This is a genomic window from Streptomyces sp. NPDC086549 (assembly GCF_044746205.1).
Taxonomy (GTDB): domain Bacteria; phylum Actinomycetota; class Actinomycetes; order Streptomycetales; family Streptomycetaceae; genus Streptomyces.
On the sequence record NZ_JBIVBS010000012.1, the window covers coordinates 17,913 to 37,194 of the forward strand.

The 19,282-nt window shown below is 71.5% G+C and carries 17 protein-coding genes; 7 read left to right on the forward strand and 10 right to left on the reverse strand.

The window, feature by feature from the left end; translation table 11 throughout:
- Positions 1–8: 8 nt before the first annotated feature.
- Positions 9–1,649 (reverse strand): peptide-N4-asparagine amidase, encoded by a 1,641-nt coding sequence (locus ACIPSA_RS31830; protein ID WP_402640592.1) that lies wholly within the window; start codon positions 1,647–1,649, stop codon positions 9–11.
- 53 nt (positions 1,650–1,702) lie between these two features.
- Positions 1,703–2,437, reverse strand: coding sequence for a L,D-transpeptidase family protein (locus ACIPSA_RS31835; protein ID WP_402640595.1), 735 nt, complete (start codon positions 2,435–2,437; stop codon positions 1,703–1,705).
- Between the two features lie 193 nt (positions 2,438–2,630).
- Between ACIPSA_RS31835 and ACIPSA_RS31840 the strand changes: the two genes are divergently transcribed.
- The 4 genes from ACIPSA_RS31840 to ACIPSA_RS31855 all read left to right on the forward strand — a co-directional run bounded on the left by ACIPSA_RS31840 (position 2,631) and on the right by ACIPSA_RS31855 (position 7,842).
- Positions 2,631–4,505, forward strand: coding sequence for an ABC transporter transmembrane domain-containing protein (locus ACIPSA_RS31840; protein WP_402640599.1), 1,875 nt, complete (start codon positions 2,631–2,633; stop codon positions 4,503–4,505).
- Positions 4,502–6,283, forward strand: coding sequence for an ABC transporter ATP-binding protein (locus ACIPSA_RS31845; RefSeq protein WP_402640602.1), 1,782 nt, complete (start codon positions 4,502–4,504; stop codon positions 6,281–6,283). Before ACIPSA_RS31840 ends, ACIPSA_RS31845 begins: the two co-directional genes overlap by 4 nt.
- A 764-nt stretch (positions 6,284–7,047) precedes the next feature.
- Positions 7,048–7,518 (forward strand): DUF5709 domain-containing protein, encoded by a 471-nt coding sequence (locus ACIPSA_RS31850; protein WP_402640603.1) that lies wholly within the window; start codon positions 7,048–7,050, stop codon positions 7,516–7,518.
- 45 nt (positions 7,519–7,563) lie between these two features.
- A complete protein-coding gene (locus ACIPSA_RS31855; RefSeq protein ID WP_402640606.1) occupies positions 7,564–7,842 on the forward strand; it encodes a type B 50S ribosomal protein L31 in 279 nt (92 codons plus the stop codon).
- 14 nt (positions 7,843–7,856) lie between these two features.
- On the opposite strand, the gene ACIPSA_RS31860 is transcribed toward ACIPSA_RS31855, so the two are convergent.
- Positions 7,857–8,651, reverse strand: a complete 795-nt coding sequence (locus ACIPSA_RS31860) for a metal-dependent hydrolase (RefSeq protein WP_402640609.1) — start codon at positions 8,649–8,651, stop codon at positions 7,857–7,859.
- A gap of 145 nt (positions 8,652–8,796) precedes the next feature.
- Here ACIPSA_RS31860 and ACIPSA_RS31865 point away from each other — a divergent pair, with 145 nt between their 5' ends.
- Together ACIPSA_RS31865 and ACIPSA_RS31870 are read left to right on the forward strand one after the other, a co-directional pair.
- Complete coding sequence (locus ACIPSA_RS31865; RefSeq protein ID WP_402640612.1) at positions 8,797–11,310, forward strand: DEAD/DEAH box helicase; 2,514 nt, start codon at positions 8,797–8,799, stop codon at positions 11,308–11,310.
- Between the two features lie 19 nt (positions 11,311–11,329).
- Complete coding sequence (locus ACIPSA_RS31870; RefSeq protein ID WP_402640615.1) at positions 11,330–12,196, forward strand: acyl-CoA thioesterase; 867 nt, start codon at positions 11,330–11,332, stop codon at positions 12,194–12,196.
- Here the strand turns inward: ACIPSA_RS31870 and ACIPSA_RS31875 are convergent.
- On the reverse strand, positions 12,183–13,100 hold the full coding sequence (locus ACIPSA_RS31875) for a DUF6397 family protein (protein ID WP_402640618.1): 918 nt from the start codon (positions 13,098–13,100) through the stop codon (positions 12,183–12,185). The two genes, ACIPSA_RS31870 and ACIPSA_RS31875, sit on opposite strands and share 14 nt — an antisense overlap.
- 126 nt (positions 13,101–13,226) lie before the next feature.
- Positions 13,227–13,640 carry a roadblock/LC7 domain-containing protein gene (locus tag ACIPSA_RS31880; RefSeq protein ID WP_402640621.1) on the reverse strand — a complete coding sequence of 138 codons (414 nt, stop codon included), beginning with the start codon at positions 13,638–13,640 and terminating at the stop codon, positions 13,227–13,229.
- A gap of 92 nt (positions 13,641–13,732) precedes the next feature.
- Here ACIPSA_RS31880 and ACIPSA_RS31885 point away from each other — a divergent pair, with 92 nt between their 5' ends.
- Entirely contained in the window at positions 13,733–14,161 is a 429-nt protein-coding gene (locus tag ACIPSA_RS31885) for a PPOX class F420-dependent oxidoreductase (protein WP_402640624.1), read from the forward strand.
- A 13-nt stretch (positions 14,162–14,174) separates the two neighbouring features.
- Here ACIPSA_RS31885 and ACIPSA_RS31890 read toward each other — a convergent pair whose 3' ends face one another.
- From ACIPSA_RS31890 to ACIPSA_RS31910, 5 genes are all read right to left on the reverse strand, one after another.
- Complete coding sequence (locus ACIPSA_RS31890; protein ID WP_402640626.1) at positions 14,175–14,780, reverse strand: GTP-binding protein; 606 nt, start codon at positions 14,778–14,780, stop codon at positions 14,175–14,177.
- A gap of 183 nt (positions 14,781–14,963) precedes the next feature.
- Positions 14,964–15,377 carry a DUF742 domain-containing protein gene (locus ACIPSA_RS31895; RefSeq protein WP_402640628.1) on the reverse strand — a complete coding sequence of 138 codons (414 nt, stop codon included), beginning with the start codon at positions 15,375–15,377 and terminating at the stop codon, positions 14,964–14,966.
- A 22-nt stretch (positions 15,378–15,399) separates the two neighbouring features.
- On the reverse strand, positions 15,400–15,837 hold the full coding sequence (locus tag ACIPSA_RS31900) for a roadblock/LC7 domain-containing protein (RefSeq protein ID WP_402640631.1): 438 nt from the start codon (positions 15,835–15,837) through the stop codon (positions 15,400–15,402).
- Positions 15,834–18,353: a nitrate- and nitrite sensing domain-containing protein gene (locus ACIPSA_RS31905; RefSeq protein WP_402640633.1), complete on the reverse strand. Its 2,520-nt coding sequence runs from the start codon at positions 18,351–18,353 to the stop codon at positions 15,834–15,836. Before ACIPSA_RS31905 ends, ACIPSA_RS31900 begins: the two co-directional genes overlap by 4 nt.
- A 47-nt stretch (positions 18,354–18,400) precedes the next feature.
- Positions 18,401–19,177, reverse strand: coding sequence for an MHYT domain-containing protein (locus ACIPSA_RS31910; RefSeq protein ID WP_402640636.1), 777 nt, complete (start codon positions 19,175–19,177; stop codon positions 18,401–18,403).
- Between the last annotated feature and the right edge of the window lie 105 nt (positions 19,178–19,282).

Genomic DNA, 19,282 nt, shown 5'->3' on the forward strand with positions numbered 1-19,282 from the left:
GAGGTGGTTCAGCAGCCGGTGTCGTCCCGCGTGAGCACACCCTGAACGGTCGTCAGGGAGCGGTCGTAGCAGACGTCCGAGCCGTACCACCGGTAGCGCTCGCTCGTCGTGCCGACCGCATGGCGCTGATCGCGGGGCACGTTCACGGTGTACGTGGCATCGCCGGTGTAGGTGTCGTCGAGCCTCGACCACGCCGTGCGCCGGCCCTCGCGCGTCGCCACGACCGCCGCCCGGTCCCCCAGTGTCAGGACGGTGCGCAGGCGGTCGTCCGTGCCGAGGGTGGTGGTTCCGTCCATCGTGTACGTCCGGTGGGTGTGCGTCGTCCGGGCCGGCCCGCGTCCGTCGACCGTGACGGACTCGTCGTCCGTCCAGGTGGCGTTGAGTCCGTCCGTCGTCTCACCATCGGTCCAGCGGTGCGCGGAGGAATGGGCGAGCGTCCGCCTGACGGTGGTCGTCACACGTCCGTGCGAGGTGTCGACGTATCCGGCGACGGTCAGCCGGTGACCGGCCTCGGTGTCCACGCGGTGCTCTTCGGAACCGGGTGTGTACGTCGAGGAGTTGACCAGGTCGCCCCCCCTGTCGACGGTGAGCCCGCCGGTGACGTGCGCCCGGTGCGGGTCCTGCCAGACCAGCACGTTCACGGGGGCGCTCCAGCCCGCCTGCCCCTCGGGCACGCCCGCGACGGAGACCTCTACGCGGTGCGGGCGGCCGTCGTTCAGGAGCCCGGCGAACGGGGTGAGGTCGTATTCGATCGGCTTGACGTCGAAGGCGCGCGGACCCGGAACGACGTACCAGAGGAAGGGGTTGGACCAGCCGCCGGTCCACACGTTCGGGAACGGCGCGGCGATCCCGGCGAGCCGGCCGTCGACCTTGATCTGTACCTCGCGGTAGGGGCCGTGGTCGGCCTTGCAGGAGTACGGTGCCGGGTCGGCCACCGTCAGGTACCAGAACTCCTCGCAGCCGCCGCCGGATCCGGTGGCGTACACCTCGGCGACGATGCGCTCGCTGTTGCGCGGGGTGGTGACGGTCGTGCCGTCGGCGGTGTCGGTGAGGGTGAGGACGCGGTCGGGCGCGGTGGCGGACCTGCCCGTGTAGAAGGTCAGCGTGACCTTGACGTCGATGACGCCCGTGTACGTGTCGTCGACGACGTTGCCGATGAGCATCTCGACGTCCTGCGGGCGGCGGAAGGTGTCGCTGTAGCGCGTGACGTCCTTCTCGACGGACCATTCGATGCCGTCCGGGGACGGCTCCGGTGTGGACGTGCGGAAGACCTCGACACCGCCGACGTGCAGATAGCCGAGCCGGTCGTACTGGCGGCCCTTCACCTTGCCGTCGAGGCGCAGGACGACCTTGCTCCAGCGGTCGCCGCAACCGTCCGGCGGCGTATAGGTGCCCTTGTACGGGGTGAAGTCGCGGAACTGGACCTCGGCGAGGGTGACTTGGCAGGACTTGGTGACCGGCTCGGTGACCGGCGGGGCGGCGGTGACCGGATCGTGCCAGTCGGTGCCGAACTCGGCGGGGACGTCGGCGGATCCGGCGGGAGCGGAGTGCGAGGCAGCGGATTGCGCGGGGGCGGCCCCCGCTCCGAGGAGGATGCTCGCCAGAAGGGCTCCTCCGGCGAGCATGGACATGACTATCCGGCTTCTCATGGCCGGTGTTCTACGGCGCGTGCGGCTCTCCCCGCAATGAGGCCCTGCCCGGATCAGGCCTCCAAGTGGGCCCTGTCGCCCATCACCACCACGGGATGCCGGTCCGGATCCAGCGTGCGCAGCAGGAACTCCATGTCGGACTTGGCCATGCCGACGCATCCCGAGGTACCGCTGCCGTGGTCCATGTGCAGCCAGATGCTCCCGCCCTTCACCTCCCCCTCGGGGCGCCGCGGGTCGTTCGGCGGGGTTCCCCGGACACGGTTGTAGTCGATGGCGATGACGTAGTCGAAGTCGTGCCAGTGCGACTCGGCCCACCAGCGCGGGGCGGCAAAGGAAGGGTCCCGCGTGTACGGCAGCCTGGCACCGGGATCCTCGAGCACGCCGCCCGCGTCGGTGAGCGTGAACACACCGACGGGGCTGCGGCGGTCGCCCGAGCGGTGATCGGTGGTCCAGCCGCGCTTGCCGTTGTGCGCCGGCCAACTGCCGGCAACGCGCCAGGTGTTGCCCCGTCTGGTGTAGAGCACGACCGTGGAGTCCGCCGAGTCCTCGCCATTGCCGTAGACCGCCACCACCTGGCGGGAATCGGCCGGAATCCGCCGCTGGAGACGGTCGCCGACATCCGGGATGCGGGTGGGGTCCTGACCACCGGGGCGGGACTGCCCGGCCCGGCCCGCGGGCTCCCGTTCACCGTCACCGCCTCCTGGTGTGCCGCACGCGGCCAGAACCGGTAGGAAGGTTCCGAGGGCCGCCACCGCGACCGCCACACGCCGCACCCCGTCGATCCGCACCGAGCCATCCTGGCACGACGTACCGGCCGATTACGCGATGTTCCGGACACCGTCCCACAAAGGGGGGCAGGCGGAGGGCTTGCCGGTTCTGTACGGCCCCCTGGAAAACCGTTTGCTTTCGTCCACGCTCCGACGCGAACCTTTCACGGCTTGTCACCGCTCCTCCCCACCTGACACGAGCCACTGGGACGTCATGCAGATTCAAGACCTTCCGTATCCCGACCCGGGCGTACCGGACGTACGCTCGGGTCCCCGATTCCTGTGGTGGCTGGGGCGGAACCAACTCGGCGGCCAACTCAAGTCGCTGGCCTGGGGCCTGCTGCACTTCGTGTCCGTCTCCGCGCTGCCGTTCTGCGTCGGCCTCGCCGTCCAGGCCGTCGTCGACCGCTCCGGCACCCGGCTCGCCCTGACCGGCTTCCTGATGGTGCTGTGCGGGACGGGCATCGCCGTGGGCGACACGTTCCTGCACCGGGCCGCCGTCACCAACTGGATCACGGCGGCCGCCCGCGTCCAGCAGTTGCTCGCCCGCAAGGCCGCCCAGCTGGGCTCGGCGCTGACCCGGCGGGTCGCGGCCGGCGAGGTGGTGGCCGTCTCGACCGGCGACGTGGAGAAGATCGGCTGGTTCGTCGAGGCCGCGTCGCGCTTCACCGCGGCCGCGCTCACGGTCGTCGTGGTCTGCGTCGGCCTGCTCGTCTACCAGCCGGCGCTCGGCGTGGTCGTCGCGGTGGGCCTGCCCGTGCTGGCGCTCGCGGTGCTGCCGCTGCTGCCCCGGGCGACCCGGCGCGCCGACTTCCAGCGGGAGAAGGCCGGCCGGGCCACCGAGCTGGCCTCGGACACCGTCGCCGGTCTGCGCGTACTGCGCGGCATCGGCGGCGAGGAGCTGTTCCTCGACCGCTACCGTCGCGCCTCGCAGGAGGTACGGCACGCGGCCGTGCGCAGCGCCCGGATGTGGTCCCTGATCTCCGCGATCCAGGTGATGCTGCCGGGTCTGCTGTTGATCGCGATCGTCTGGCACGGCGTCCACCTGGCCCGGCAGGGCCGGATCACCGTCGGTGAACTGGTCACCGTCTACAGCGCGGTCATGGTCCTCACATATCCACTACGCCACTTCGAAGAGATCGCGATGGCCTACTCCTTCTCACGCCCGTCGGCCAAACGGGCCGCGCGCGTGCTGTCCCTGGAGCGGGCCACGGACGCCGTGGGGTCACGTGAGGCCGCCCTGCCGGAGGGTGACCTGTACGACCCGGCGACCGGACTGCTCGCGCGCAGCGGCCGGTTCACCGCCGTGGTGTGCGGCGACCCGGATGCGGCGGGACGGCTCGCGGAACGGCTCGGCGGCCACCCCGCCGAGGCGGGTCCGTCGGTTCTGCTCGGCGGCGTGCCGCTCGACGAACTGCCCCTCGACTCCGCCCGCACCGCCGTCCTCGTCCAGGACAAGGATCCGGTGCTGCTCTCCGGCTCGCTGCGTGAGCTGCTCGACGTACCCGCGTCCGGCGGCATACGGGCCGAGGAGGCGCTGGCGGCCGCGCAGTGCGGGGACGTGCTGGACGCGCTCACGCAGGGGTCGTTGGACGCCGACGACCCGATGGACGCGCGGATCACCGAGCGCGGACGCTCGCTGTCGGGCGGCCAGCGCCAGCGGCTCGCGCTGGCTCGGTCCCTGATCACCGACCCCGAGGTGCTCGTCCTGGACGAGCCGACCTCCGCCGTCGACTCGCACACCGAGGCGCGGATCGCGGAGGGGGTGCGGCAGCTGCGGACGGGACGCACGACCGTGGTGTTCACCTCGTCACCTCTCCTCCTGGACCGCGCGGACCGGGTCGTCCTGGTGCACGAGGGCGACGTCGTGGCAGTCGGCGCGCACCGCGAACTGGTGCTCACGGAACCCCGGTACCGGGCGGTCGTGACCCGCGAGACCGAGGAGGAGGCCACCGCCCGCGGCGGACCCGACGACGAGACCGTCCCGCAGGACGCGCCGGACGTCGCCAAGACAGCCGTGCGGACCGCGTTGGACGACCACGAGACTGCCCTGCGGGGCGCGTTGGAAGAGATCGAGGAGAGCGCATGATCGGCGTTGCGCCACCGGCGTACGATCCGGCGGCACCGACAACGGCCACCACCCTGCCCGTCGGCGCCACCACGACCGTACGCGCCTACGTGGCCGAACTGTTCCGGCGGCACCGCCGTGCCTTCCTGCTCCTCATCGCCGTCAACACCGTGGCCGTGGTGGCCTCCATGGCGGGCCCCTATCTGCTGGGCGGGCTCGTCGAAAGGGTCTCCGACGGGGCCCGGGAGCTCCATCTGGGCCTGACCGCCGGGCTCTTCGTGCTCGCGCTGATCGTGCAGGCCGCGTTCGTACGCGAAGTGCGGCTGCGCGGTGCGATGCTCGGCGAGCGGATGCTGGCCGACCTGCGCGAGGACTTCCTCGTCCGCTCGGTCGGGCTCCCCCCGGGCGTCCTGGAGCGGGCGGGCACCGGTGACCTGCTGTCCCGCATCACCACGGACATCGACCGGCTCGGCAACGCCATGCGCGAGGCGGTGCCCCAGCTGGCGATCGGTGTCGTGTGGGTCGTGCTGCTGCTCGGCGGGCTGGTCGTCACGGCGCCGCCGCTGGCCGCCGCCGTGCTGCTCGCCGTGCCGGTCCTGGTGGTGGGGTGCCGCTGGTACTTCCGGCGGGCGCCGTCCGGCTACCGTTCGGAGGCCGCCGGGTACGCCGCCGTGGCCGCCGCGCTCGCCGAGACCGTCGACGCCGGACACACCGTCGAGGCCCACCGCCTCGGCGACCGCCGTGTCGCCCTGTCGGAGCGCCGGATCAAGGAGTGGACGGCCTGGGAGCGGTACACGCTGTGGCTGCGTTCCGTGCTCTTCCCGGTCATCAACATCGTGCATGTGCTGGTGCTCGGCTCGGTCCTGATGGTCGGCGGTGTCTTCGTCCTCCACGGCTGGATCGACGTGGGCCGGCTGACGACCGGCGCGCTGATCGCGCAGATGCTCGTCGACCCGGTGAATCTGATCCTTCGCTGGTACGACGAGGTGCAGGTGGCCCAGGTGTCGCTGGCCCGCCTGGTCGGCGTGCGGGACATCGAGCCGGACGCGGGTGACGCCTCCGTCGCCCCCGACGGCCGGGACCTGCACGCGGACCGGGTGCACTTCGGCTATCGCGAGGGCGTCGACGTCCTGCGCAAAGTGTCGTTGCAGGTCGCACCAGGCATGCGGCTCGCCCTGGTCGGCCCCTCGGGCGCGGGAAAGTCCACGCTGGGCAGGCTGCTCGCGGGCATCTACGCACCCCGTGACGGCCGGATCACCCTGGGCGGGGCCGAGCTGTCCCGGATGCCGGCGGAGCGGGTCCGCTCGCACGTCGCCCTCGTCAACCAGGAGCACCACGTGTTCGTGGGCTCCCTGCGCGACAACCTCCTGCTCGCCCGCACGGACGCCGTGGACGCCGAGCTGTGGGCGGCCCTCGGCGCGGTCGACGCGAACGCGTGGGCACGGGCACTGGACGACGGCCTGGACACCGAGGTCGGCTCGGGCGGGCTGGCGCTCACTCCGGCCCAGGCCCAGCAGATCGCGCTGGCCCGGCTGGTCCTGGCCGACCCGCACACGCTGGTCCTGGACGAGGCCACCTCGCTCCTCGACCCGCGTGCGGCCCGTCACCTGGAGCGCTCCCTGGCCCGCGTCCTCGACGGACGCACCGTGGTGGCCATCGCCCACCGTCTGCACACGGCCCACGACGCCGACGTCATCGCCGTCGTCGAGAACGGCCGCATCAGCGAGCTCGGCAGCCACGACCAGCTGGTCGCGGCGGACGGCGCCTACGCGGCACTGTGGCGGTCCTGGCACGGGTGAGCACGGGTGAACGAAGAGGCAGGTCCCCGGGCCCGGGGTTGAGCGGTGCCCGACCGGCCCCGGTGGCCGCGCCCTCGGCTCCGGGCCGCGGGAGGGGTGACAGAACAGGATCGGGCCAGGACACACGTCCGCGCCCTCCGGCACCACGTTCCCGACACCGGACTGTGGAGCGAGCCGCACAGGACCGGGCGGGGACTCGGGCTTCCCGCATCGGGCCGCAGCGCGAGTCGCGCCCGGCCAGGCCTGCCTGGCCGGGTCGGACCGGGCCGGGCCTGGCCGGGTCGGGTCGGACCGGGCCGGGCCTGGCCGGGTCGGGTCGGACCGGGCCGGGCCTGGCCGGGTCGGGTCGGGTCGGACCGGGCACACGGACTCCCGGCGCCGGGCGCTGCCGCAAGCCGCGCCAGGACCGGAGCGGCACTGTCGAGTCCCGGCCCAGGCCGCCGGAGCCCACGACACCTGGCCGGGGTCGGGGCAGGTACCCGAGCAGGGCTGCGAGGCGGGGGCGACGGGCCCGGACAGGAGGATGTCCTCCCGGTGTGGGGCCGTGCGGCGAGCCGCCCGGGACCGTGGTGCGGATGCGCACGCGCAGGCCAGGGCCCGTGACGTTGCGCGGTGCCGAACAGGGGTGGAAGGCTGGATAGCGGCACCGGTTCGGGGGACGCCCGGGAACCGTCCGGTTCGAGCCGGGTATTCGTGCCGCGTGTGCCGGCGGCCCTTTGCCGATCGTGGTGAGAACGGGCCGTCCCTGTCACCTGGAGGTACCCGTGGACAGCGCCGACGGATGGGGAGATGACGTCTACCAGCCCGATGGATCCGAGATCCGCGAGGACTCGGGGCTGCTCGACGTGGAGGACACGCTGGTCGACGACGGTGTCGGCGATCCCCTCGACCGGGGCTGGTCCCCTCCCGAGCGGCCGTGGGCGGTGGAGCACACCGGCGTGACAGCGGCGGAGCGCCACCAGGGCGAGACCCTCGACCAGCGCCTCGCCGAGGAGCTGCCCGATCTCACCGCGCCCGACGACGACGGCATCGGCGACATCCAGGGCACCGACGGCGAAGCCCTGGACAACGAGGTCGGCGCCCTCCGCTCCGGCCGCCTCGTGGCACCCGACGAGGGCGCGCACGAGGACGAGGAGAGCGCCCTGGTCGCCACGGACGTCGGTATCGACGGCGCGGGCGCCTCCGCCGAGGAGGCCGCGATGCACATCGTGGACGAGGACACCTTCTACGGGTGACCCCGGTGCTCCCTGCCCACCGACCGCACCCTGCGAGGAGCATCCATGCAGCAGGACAAGCACCCCGACTACCGCCCCGTGGTCTTCCGCGACCGCTCCGCCGGATACGCCTTCCTGACCAGATCCACCGCGACCAGCGACCAGACCATCGAGTGGGACGACGGCGAGACGTACCCCGTGGTCGACGTCGAGATCTCCTCGGAGAGCCACCCGTTCTACACGGGCAAGGCCCGCACGGTCGACTCGGAAGGCCGCGTCGCAGCCTTCGAGCGGCGGTACGGCGGGGCAGAGCGGGACTCCGGCCCGGGCGGAGGGGCTGCCTGACCGCGGCCCGGCCGTCAGATCACATTGAGGGCGGCGGCGCAGCCCACTCCCCCGAGCAGCATGAACACCGGCATCAGCACCTTGAGCTCCACCCAGCTGCCCGCCCGGAACCGCATGGCCTTCGGCGGCCCCAGCGGGTACCAGCGCTTGCGGCCCACCGGGATCGGCCACAGGATCGGGCAGCCGGAGACGGTCAGCGCGTCCCCGATGTCGTGCACCAGCGCCCCGAGCACCACCGGCAGCCCCAGCCACAGGTACTCCTGGCCGGGCGCCGTGAACAGCCAGTCCGAGCCGTTCCCCGGCTTGTCCAGGATGCCCGCGAGGATCCACGCACTGGTCGCGGCCAGCAGCCAGACCAGGACGTCGCTGCTGGAACCGCGGGCCGCCCGCCACAGCAGGCCCTCGATCGCCAGCACCATGTGCGCGAACAGGATCGCCAGCACCGCCCAGCGGCCTCCCGCGATGGCCGCCACCGAGCAGCCCGCACCGATCAGTACCGCCCACAGCCAGGTGTGCGTCAGCGTGCGGTGCCCCCCGGAGCGGCGCGGGTCGCCCTGCTTCCTCGTCGCCTTGTAGACGGCGTACGACAGCTTGTCGACGACCTCGCAGAGCCAGCGCGACAGCGGCCCGAAGGCGCGCGAGATCGTGGCCGCCTTGTGGTCGAGGTCCGGGGCGAGCGCCGCGCCGGCGCAGATCAGGGCACCGACCAGGACGACCGGCCAGGGCATCGGATGCCCGGCCGCGGCGGCAGCCGCTCCGACGCCGAGCCAGGCGGCTGCTCCCGACAGTGAGTGTGCTGGTCCCATCATGGCCGTTCCCCGCCCCATTCCTCGTGTGCCGCTGTCCAGTTGACCGGGTGCATTGACGCTCCGTCGGCGCCACAGCGTAGCTGCCGTGATCTTCGCACTCGCAGCCGATTCCCCCATCGGCCGGGAGGCCAGGCAAGATGGGTGCGTGACCCTCATCGATCAGCTGCCGCCGACCGCCGACCCCGACGCCCTCTACGAAGCCTTCGAGTCGTGGGCCCAGGAGCGCGGTCTCACGCTCTACCCCCATCAGGAGGAGGCGCTGATCGAGGTGGTCTCCGGGGCGAACGTGATCGTGTCGACGCCCACCGGCTCCGGCAAGAGCATGATCGCCGCGGGCGCCCACTTCGCCGCCCTGGCCCGGGACGAGGTCACCTTCTACACGGCCCCGATCAAGGCGCTCGTGTCGGAGAAGTTCTTCGAACTGTGCAAGCTCTTCGGCACCGAGAACGTCGGCATGCTGACCGGCGACGCGTCCGTCAACGCCGACGCGCCCGTCATCTGCTGCACCGCCGAGGTGCTCGCGTCCATCGCGCTGCGCGACGGCAAGAACGCGGACGTCGGGCAGGTCGTCATGGACGAGTTCCACTTCTACGCGGAGGGCGACCGCGGCTGGGCCTGGCAGATCCCCCTGCTCGAACTGCCGCAGGCGCAGTTCATCCTGATGTCGGCCACGCTCGGCGACGTCTCCTTCTTCGAGAAGGACCTCACCCGCCGCACGGGCCGCCCCACCTCGGTGGTCCGCTCGGCGACCCGCCCGGTGCCCCTCTCCTACGAGTACGAGCTCACCCCCCTCACGGAGACGCTCACCGACCTGCTGGAGACCAGGCAGGCGCCCGTCTACATCGTCCACTTCACCCAGGCACAGGCCGTGGAGCGGGCGCAGGCGCTCATGAGCATCAACATGTGCTCGCGCGAGGAGAAGGACAAGATCGCCGAGCTGATCGGCAACTTCCGCTTCACCACCAAGTTCGGCCGCAACCTGTCCCGGTACGTCCGCCACGGCATCGGCGTCCACCACGCCGGCATGCTTCCCAAGTACCGGCGCCTGGTGGAGAAGCTCGCACAGGCAGGTCTGCTGAAGGTCATCTGCGGCACCGACACCCTCGGCGTGGGCGTCAACGTCCCCATCCGGACCGTGCTGTTCACCGCCCTGACCAAGTACGACGGCAACCGCGTGCGCACCCTGCGCGCCCGTGAGTTCCACCAGATCGCGGGCCGGGCCGGCCGGGCCGGGTTCGACACGGCCGGGCTCGTCGTCGCGCAGGCGCCCGAGCACGTCATCGAGAACGAGAAGGCGCTCGCGAAGGCCGGCGACGACCCGAAGAAGCGCCGCAAGGTCGTCCGCAAGAAGGCTCCCGAGGGTTTCGTCGGCTGGACGGACAACACCTTCGAGAAGCTGATCGCGTCTGAGCCCGAGCCGCTGACATCCCGCTTCCGCGTGACGCACACGATGCTGCTGTCGGTGATCGCCCGGCCCGGCAACGCCTTCGAGGCGATGCGGCACCTCCTGGAGGACAACCACGAGCCGCGCAAGCAGCAGCTCAGGCACATCCGGCGCGCGATCGCCATCTACCGTTCCCTGCTGGACGGCGGCATCGTCGAGAAGCTCGACGAACCGGACGCCGAGGGGCGCATCGTCCGTCTCACGGTCGACCTGCAGCAGGACTTCGCGCTCAACCAGCCGCTGTCCACGTTCGCGCTCGCCGCGTTCGAACTGCTGGACCCGGAGTCGCCGTCCTACGCCCTGGACATGGTGTCCGTCGTGGAATCCACGCTGGACGACCCGCGGCAGATCCTGGTCGCCCAGCAGAACAAGGCGCGCGGCGAGGCGGTCGCCGCGATGAAGGCCGACGGCGTCGAGTACGAGGAGCGCATGGAGCGCCTCCAGGACGTCACCTACCCGAAGCCGCTGGAAGAACTGCTCTTCCACGCGTACGACACCTACCGGAAGAGTCACCCCTGGGTCGGCGACCATCCGCTGTCGCCGAAGTCCGTCATCCGTGACATGTACGAACGGGCTCTGTCCTTCACGGAATTGGTGTCCTTCTACGAGCTGGCCCGCATCGAGGGCATCGTGCTGCGCTACCTGGCCAGCGCCTACAAGACCCTGGACCACACCGTCCCCGACGACATCAAGTCGGAGGACCTCCAGGACCTGATCGAATGGCTCGGCGAAATGGTGCGCCAGGTCGACTCCAGCCTGCTGGACGAGTGGGAACAGCTGGCCAACCCGGAGGAGATGACCGCCGAGGAGGCCCAGGAGAGGGCCGACGAGGTGAAGCCGGTCACCACCAACGCACGTGCCTTCCGCGTGCTGGTCCGCAACGCGATGTTCCGCCGCGTCGAGCTCGCCGCCCTCGACCAGGTCGACGAGCTGGGCGAGATGGACGCCGAGTCCGGCTGGGACGCGCAGGCCTGGGGCGAGGCGATGGACAAGTACTGGGACGAGTACGAGGACCTGGGCACCGGCCCCGACGCCCGCGGCCCCAAGCTGCTCGTGATCCAGGAGGAGCCGCAGAACGGGCTGTGGCGCGTCCGTCAGATCTTCGACGACCCGAACGACGACCACGACTGGGGCATCAGCGCGGAGGTCGACCTCGCGGCCTCCGACGCGGAGGGCCGCGCGGTCGTCCGCGTGACCGACGTCGGCCAGCTGTGAACACAGGAGAATCCCACCCATGACGAACCCGGCCGAGAGACTCGTCGACCTGCTCGACCTGGAGCAGATCGAAGTCAACATCTTCCGTGGCCGCAGTCCCCAGGAGTCCCTCCAGCGGGTCTTCGGCGGCCAGGTGGCGGGCCAGGCGCTGGTCGCCGCCGGGCGCACCACGGACGGTGACCGCCCGGTGCACTCGCTGCACGCGTACTTCCTGCGGCCGGGCCGGCCGGGCGTGCCGATCGTGTACCAGGTGGAGCGGGTCCGGGACGGGCTGTCGTTCACGACCCGCCGCGTCACCGCGGTGCAGCAGGGCCGCACGATCTTCAATCTGACCGCCTCCTTCCACAAGCCTGAGGAAGGACCTTTCGAGCACCAGCTGCCGCCCGCCCGCGAGGTGCCGGACCCGGAGTCCCTGCCGACGGTCACGGAGGAGATCCGGAAGCATCTGGGTGCCCTGCCCGAGCAACTGGAGCGGATGGCGCGCCGCCAGCCCTTCGACATCCGTTACGTCGACCGACTGCGGTGGAACGACCACGAGATCAAGGGCGCCGAGCCGCGCAGCGCGGTGTGGATGCGCGCGGTCGGCCCCCTGGGCGACGACCCGCTGGAGCACACCTGCGCGCTCACGTACGCCAGCGACATGACTCTCCTGGACGCGGTCCGCATTCCCGTCGAACCCCTGTGGGGCCCGCGGAACTTCGACATGGCCTCGCTGGACCACGCCATGTGGTTCCACCGGCCGTTCCGCGCGGACGAGTGGTTCCTGTACGACCAGGAGTCCCCGATCGCTACGGGAGGCCTCGGTCTGGCACGTGGGCGCATCTACGACCTGAAGGGGCGCCTGCTCGTCTCGGTGGTCCAGGAAGGTCTGTTCAGAGCGCTGTAGCCCTTCCGCGGCGCAGCCGACCGAGCAGCCCGCGGGGCCGCTCCCGCGCCTCGGCCGCGGGTGCGTCACATCGGGGCGCCGACGGGGCAGGCCGGACGGTCGGTGGGAGGTTTCGGGGTGCGGGGCGCGGTGCGGGACCATACGCACGGGCCTCCTCCACGCCTCGGGCCAGGTCGTTCCTCAACCAGCCGATCTCGTCCAGGTCGTCCGCCGTCATGATCTTCTCGGCGAGGTGCGCGGCGGGCGATCCCGGTGTCCCGTGCGCGGGCGGCGCCGGGCGGAACCGGTTCAGATGGGAGCGCTCGTACGGGTCCTTGACCACGTCCGCGATGTGGGCGAGGTCGAGGAAGGCGGCGACAGCCCCCGCGCGTTCCCATGGGTTCTGCGCCTGCCGCAGCAGAAAGCCGAGGTGACGTCCGCGCCAGTTGCGGGCGCGCAGATCCAGTCCCGTCCCCAGTTGGGAACACAGCACCTCGGGCATACGGCCGGTCAGCAGGCGCGCGTTCTTCTCGTCGGCCGCGAACTGCCGCAGTTCCTCTGCCAGATAGAGCCAGACCACGGCTCGATAGCGGTTCAAATAGAATTTCACCGGCACGATCAGGCCCAGGCGCGCGAAGCGGGTGAACCTGGTGACCGGCACATCCATGATGTTCGCCCCCTCCGTGGTGCCCACGGCCTTGACGCCCTCACGGAGCGCTTCGGGGAAGCCCTCCTGCGAGCGCAGCCGGTCGATCTCGGCGCGCTCGACCCGGCGGCCCCCGCCCCCTCCCTCGTCGGGCACGGTCCGGATACGACCGAGGTGTACGCCGAGGTCGAATTCGCCCCGCTTCAGGCTCAGCTCGCGTGCGGCCCGGCTCGGCGCGCAGGTAAGGGGGTGGGGTTGCGTGATGGTGGTGCCCGACATGGTCGTACTCCCCCGTGGAGTCGGTGGCTCGCGCCGTGTGCGTTCGCCGTGAAAAAACCGTAGCCGGTCCGGCGATTCGCGTGGCGAGCCTGTGGATAACTCCACGGGGAACGACGAATGAGCAGGTCAGAGGTCTGCGGCAGAAGTTCGCTCGGGGTGCCGGGCGTCCACGCCGAGGTGCTCGCCGACCCGGCTGACGAGCAGGGTCATCTCGTACGCGATCTGACCGATGTCGGACTCCGCGCCGCTGAGCACGCACAGACAGCTGCCGGTGCCGGCCGCGGTGACGAACAGGACGGCGTCGTCGTACTCGATCATCGTCTGGCGCACCCTGCCCGCGCCGAAGTGGCGCCCCGACCCCTTGGCCAGGCTGTGCAGTCCGGAGGCGACGGCGGCGAGATGCTCCGCGTCCTCGCGGCGCAGGCCCGTGCTCGCTCCCGTCACCAGCCCGTCGTTCGACAGGACCAGCGCGTGCCGTACGTGTTCCACGCGCTCGGTCAGGTCGTCGAGCAGCCAGCCGAGTCCCTGGTTCTGCGCCATGCTCCGTCTCCCCGTGTGATGTCTCCCCCTGGCCGGAGGATCTCCTCGCCAGCCTTCCCCACGACCGCCGTCCGGGCAAGGAGGATGGGGGCATGGCACAGAAGATGACCGACGAGGAATGGCGGGCCTTCGTCTCGGACGGCACCCGCACCGGCAAGCTGTCGACCGTACGGGCCGACGGGAGCCCGCATGTGGCACCGATCTGGTTTCTGCTGGACGGGGACGAGGTGGTGTTCAACACCGGCAAGGAGACCGTGAAGGGGCGCAATCTCGCCCGTGACGGGCGGGTCGCCCTGTGCGTGGACGACGACCGGCCGCCGTTCCACTTCGTGGTCCTGAACGGCCGCGCCCGGCTGTCGGAGGACCTCGACGAGGTACGGCACTGGGCGACCCGGATCGGGGCGCGGTACATGGGTGAGGAGCGCGCGGAGGAGTTCGGCGCCCGCAACGGCGTTCCGGGCGAACTCGTGGTCCGCGTCACCATCGACAAGGTGGTGGCGCAGACGGACGTGTCGGACTGAGGCCGCCGGCCGGTCAGCCCACGGAGTCGAGGAGCCGGGCGGTGTGCATCCGCCCGGCGTATTCGACGAGGCGGATCAGCACTTCCTTGCCCGAGTCCCGGTCGCGGGCGTCGCAGAGGACCACGGGTGTTCCCCGGTCGAGGTCGAGGGCGCGGCAGACGTCGTGGGCGCCGTAGGCGCGCGCGCCGACGAAGCAGTTGACGGCCACGACGAACGGGATGCGCCGGTGCTCGAAGTAGTCCACCGCCGGGAAACAGTCCTCCAGTCGCCGGGTGTCCGCGAGGACCACGGCGCCGAGGGCTCCCTGGGACAGCTCGTCCCACAGGAACCAGAAGCGGTCCTGGCCCGGCGTGCCGAAGAGGTACAGGGAGAGGCCCTCGCGGATGGTGATGCGCCCGAAGTCCATGGCGACGGTCGTGGTGACCTTGCGCTCCACCCCGTCGGTGTCGTCCACCAACTGGCCTGCCTCACTGAGCAGTTCCTCGGTACGCAGCGGCCTGATCTCGCTGACCGCGCCCACCAGGGTGGTCTTGCCGACGCCGAATCCGCCGGCGACCAGTATCTTCAGCGCCAGGGCGGACGTGTCGCCTTCCGTGGCGTCGGAGTGCTCGGAGACCATGATCACTTCTCTCGGGAGTGCCGGCTGTGGTCGACGTCTGTGCGCGAAGTCAGCATCATGACAACTTCCGCTCCATTACGGGGGATTGCATCGGTACCGTCATGAAGTGACCGACTCCCGCCCGATTGATGACGGAACGGGGTGCGGCCCGCTGCCGCGTCGCGATGGGTTCTGACTTTTCATCTACAGCGCCCGCAGTCCCTCGATGACCTCGCGCAGGATCCGCTCGTCGGGCAGCTGTGCCGGAGGAACCGGGCGGCTCACCGTGACACAGCCCAGTTCCAGGAGGTCGCCGAGAAGCACCCTGACGACCCCTACGGGGAGGTCGGCGCCCGCGGAGAGTTCGGCGACGGACTGCGTTTCCGTGCGGCACAGGTCGATGAGCGCCCGGTGCTCGGGCCCGAGCGTGGCGTGGTCGTCGACGGCGGGCGCGCCGGAGTCGAGCGTGACGAGTGCGATCAGGTCGAACCGCACTCCGGTGGGGCCGGGTCGGGTACGGCCGCCGGTCATGGCGTACGGGCGGACCAGGGGGCCGGCCTCGCCGTCGTACCACTGACTGCCCGGCTCCTGCGGGTCGCCCTTCATGTCCTGGGTCATCGGTGCCGACCGCCGTTTCGGTTCATCCGGCGGCCGGCGGCCGTGCGGCGATGCGCGGCGGCGCGTAGAGGTGCTCGCCGACGCGCTTGACGAGCCGTGCCATCTCGTACCCGACCAGTCCGATGTCGGCCGTCACGGCGGTGAGGAGGGCCAGGCAGGAGCCGTCCCCCGCGGCGGCCACGAAGAGGAAGGCGTCGTCCATCTCCACCATGGTCTGACGCACGCCGCCGGCTCCGAAGTGCCGGCCCGTGCCCTTGGCGAGGCTGTGGAATCCGGAGGCGACTGCGGCGAGGTGTTCGGCGTCCTCGCGCCGGAGATCGGTCGAGGCGCCGACGGCCAGGCCGTCGTTGGAGAGCACCACGGCGTGCCGTACCTCGCTCACGCGCACCACCAGGTCGTCCAGCAGCCAGTCGAGTTCGCCGGATCGCTGGGCGGCCCTCATGTTCGGGTCCTGGATCATGCGGGGTCTCCTTCGCTGCTGTCGGTGCCCGATGCTGAATCCGGGGCGGCACCCCGGCCCGGTTGCCTGCCGCCGCCGCGCGCCCAGCCGTCGCGGTAGGCCGTCATGCGGTCCCGGACGAGTTCGGGGGTGCGTCGGTCGTCGTGGGAGGCCGGTGGGCGGTCCGGCTCCTCGGCGCGCTGCGTGCGCAATTGGGGGGCGAGGTTCGCCTGCCGTACTCGGCGGGGGAGGTTGTCGGAGCCCTCGGAGTCGTTCGGTGGGCGGTGCAGCCGCAAGGTGGTCACTCCGGGGGGTGGGTCCTCGGTCGGGGTGTGCTCGGGGGCCGGGGCGGTTACCGCCAGAGCGGGCCGGTCGTTCGACGCGACGACGGCCTCCTGGACCGGGGCGGCACCGGACACGCGTGCGTACTCGTGTTCCGCCGCCCGTTCCACGTCCGCCGACGAGCGGGGGGAACGTTCCGCCGCCACGCCGTGCAGGAGCGCGGTGGGCAGCAGGACCACGGCGGTGGTGCCGCCGTAGGGCGAGGTCCGCAGGTGGACCTTGATGCCGTGGCGCGCGGCGAGCCTGCTGACCACGAAGAGCCCGAGGCGGTCGCTGTCGAACAGGTCGAGTGCCTCGGACTGCTCGATGCGCCGGTTCGCCTCGGCGAGCGTCTCCTGCCCCATGCCCAGGCCCCGGTCCTCTACCTCCACGGCGTAGCCGTTGCCGACGGGTTCGCCGGTGATGCGCACGCGCGTGTGGGGCGGCGAGAACTGGGCGGCGTTCTCCACGATCTCGGCGAGCAGGTGGGTGAGGTCGGCGACGGCCGTGCCGATGACGGAGGCCTCGGGGAGCTGGCGTACCTCCACGCGCGCGTAGTCCTCGACTTCGGACACGGCCGCGCGCACCACGTTGATCAGGGACACCGGCATGCGCCAGGCCCGTCCGGGTGCCGCTCCGGAGAGGATGATCAGGCTCTCGGCGTGGCGTCGCATGCGGGTGGTGAGATGGTCGAGCCGGAAGAGATCGCTGAGCTCGTTGGGGTCCTCGGAACGGCGTTCCATGCTGTCCAGCAGGCTCAGCTGACGGTGGACCAGGACCTGACTGCGGCGGGCCAGGTTGACGAACACCCCGGAGATGCCGCTGGCGAGTTCGGCACGTTCCACGGCGGCGCGCAGGGCGGCGCGGTGCACGGTGCCCAGGGCCTCGGCGACCTGGCCGGTCTCGTCCTCCGCGGAGGGTCCGGACGGCGCCTCGGCCTGGATGTCGATCTCCTCGCCCGCGCGCAGTTTCCTCATCGCCTCGGGAAGTTTGCGGCGGGCGATCTCCAGAGCGCTGTTGCGCAGACTCACCAGTTCGACCACGAGAGCGCGCCCGATACGGACGGAGATGACGAGCGAGGCGGCGACGGCGGCGAGCCCGAAGAGAACGGCGGCGCCGGCCGGGGTGAGCAGACCCCGCCCGAACGGGTCGGCACGGCCCGCGACGGTGCGGGCCGCGTCCGTCTCGATCGCCCGCATGCCGTCCCGCACACGCGCGTGGGCCGCGTCCCAGGTGGCGGCCGGAGCGGCGTCGACAGCGCGGGCCCCGGAGGCACTGGCGAGGACCTTGTCCTCGACGGCGCCGACCGCCGTGTAGGCGCTGCTGCCGGCGAGGTCCCGCCAGGCGGCACGCTGGGCCTCGGGCAGGTCCGCGACGGCCGACGCGGTGAGCGTACGGCGCGTGTAGACGGCGCCGGTGAACAGCCGCAGCCGCTCGCCCGCGAGACCGCCGGTGAGGCGGGCGCCGGCGAGCACCGTGTCCTCCTGTGCCAACGCCTCCCCCGCGCGGGAGAACTCGAGCAGCACGCGCGCGTCGGAGCCGAGGTCGTCCGCCTGGATGCCGGTGAGGGCGCCGTCCACGCCGAAGGCCGTCGCGATGGTCTGCGTGTACTGTCCGTACGCCTCGTCCCAGCCGGCGCGGCGGTCGAGCACCGCCGCACGCAGCGTCCGCAGATGCTCGGCTCCGGTGACGAAAGTCTCCAGCCGCTGCGCGACGACGCGGGGCAGTTCCTCGCTGTCGGCGACCGTGTGGTCGCTCCCGAGCCGCAGTCCGGCCACGGCCCGGTCGGTGCGCGCGGCGAGTTCCCGGAGGCTGCCGCCCTGTCCGGCGGCCGGTTCGGTCGCGTATCGCACCGCGGCCGCGCGCTCGGCCTGCAGGGCGGTGACGGCGGCGGAGATCGGGGCCCGCAGCTCGGAGTCGACGCGCTGGGACTGCCGCAGCCGGGAGACGTCCTGGGCGGTGCTGACGGTGGCGTACGCCCACAGGGCGAGCAGGGAGACGACGGGCACCATCAGCAGGCAGACGACCTTGGCCCGCACGGTCCGGGGCCGTATTCGCCATCGCCCGGGGCCCGCGGGCGCGTGATCCGGCACCGTGCCAGCGAAGTCGTCCGTGCCTTCGTCGGCGGGCGGTCCGGCATGCGCTCGGCGGCCGCGCGCGGGCGGCGGGGACTGTGCCTCCGCGCCTTCTGGGGGGGTCCTACGGGATGTACGCATGGCCTCCTCGCTCGGTTGTGGTTCGGGGCACGCCCTGCCGGATCCCGCTAACGGGCGGCGGCGCTCTCGACCGGCCGTTGGGCCGAGGCGGACGCCTCGCGCTCGCCCGCCGTCGGCGAGAGCGCGACGAAGGCCGAGGTGAGGAACAGGTAGGACCCGAGGCCGACGGCGAGGGGGAAGATGAACTGCATCGCCGTGGCCCCGGGCAGGACCGAGCCGGAGGGCATGACGCGCACGCTCACCGCGAACATCGCCGTGTAGTGCATGCTGCTGACGGCCGCCCCCATGACGAGGGAGGCGACGGTGACCGCGACGGGCGACTTGATGTTCAGCCCCGCCCACAGGGCCGCGGTGGCCGCGACCACGGCGATCAGGACGGAGAGCGCGACGAGCGCCGGGTCGTAGGTGATGGCGCCGTGCAGCCGTACCGCCGCCATCCCCAGGTAGTGCATGCTCGCGACACCCAGCCCGGTGGTGAGGCCGCCGAGGAAGAGCGCCCGGGTGCGGTCCTGGCTGTAGCCGACGGCGAAGACGCCGGCGCAGACGACGACCATGGCGACGAGCAGGCTGAGGATGGTCAGCGGCACGTCGTAACGGATGTCGGTGCCGCCGACGCTGAAGCCGAGCATGGCCACGAAGTGCATGGTCCAGATGCCGGTACCGATGGCGGAGGCCGCGGTGACGAGCCAGTTGCGGCGCGAGCGCCCCGTGGTGCCCAGCGCACGGACGGTGCAGCGCAGTCCCAGTGCGGCGCCGATGCAGGCCATCACGTATGACAGCACGGGCGTCAGCCAGCCGAGGGCGGCGTGGTCCAGGTGTCCCATGACCCCGGGACGCTAGTGGGAGCACGGGTGCACAAAGGGGGCGCATTTCGAAAACTGTCGGAATATGACACACCGGTGAGCTGGAACGATCGCGTCACGCTCGAA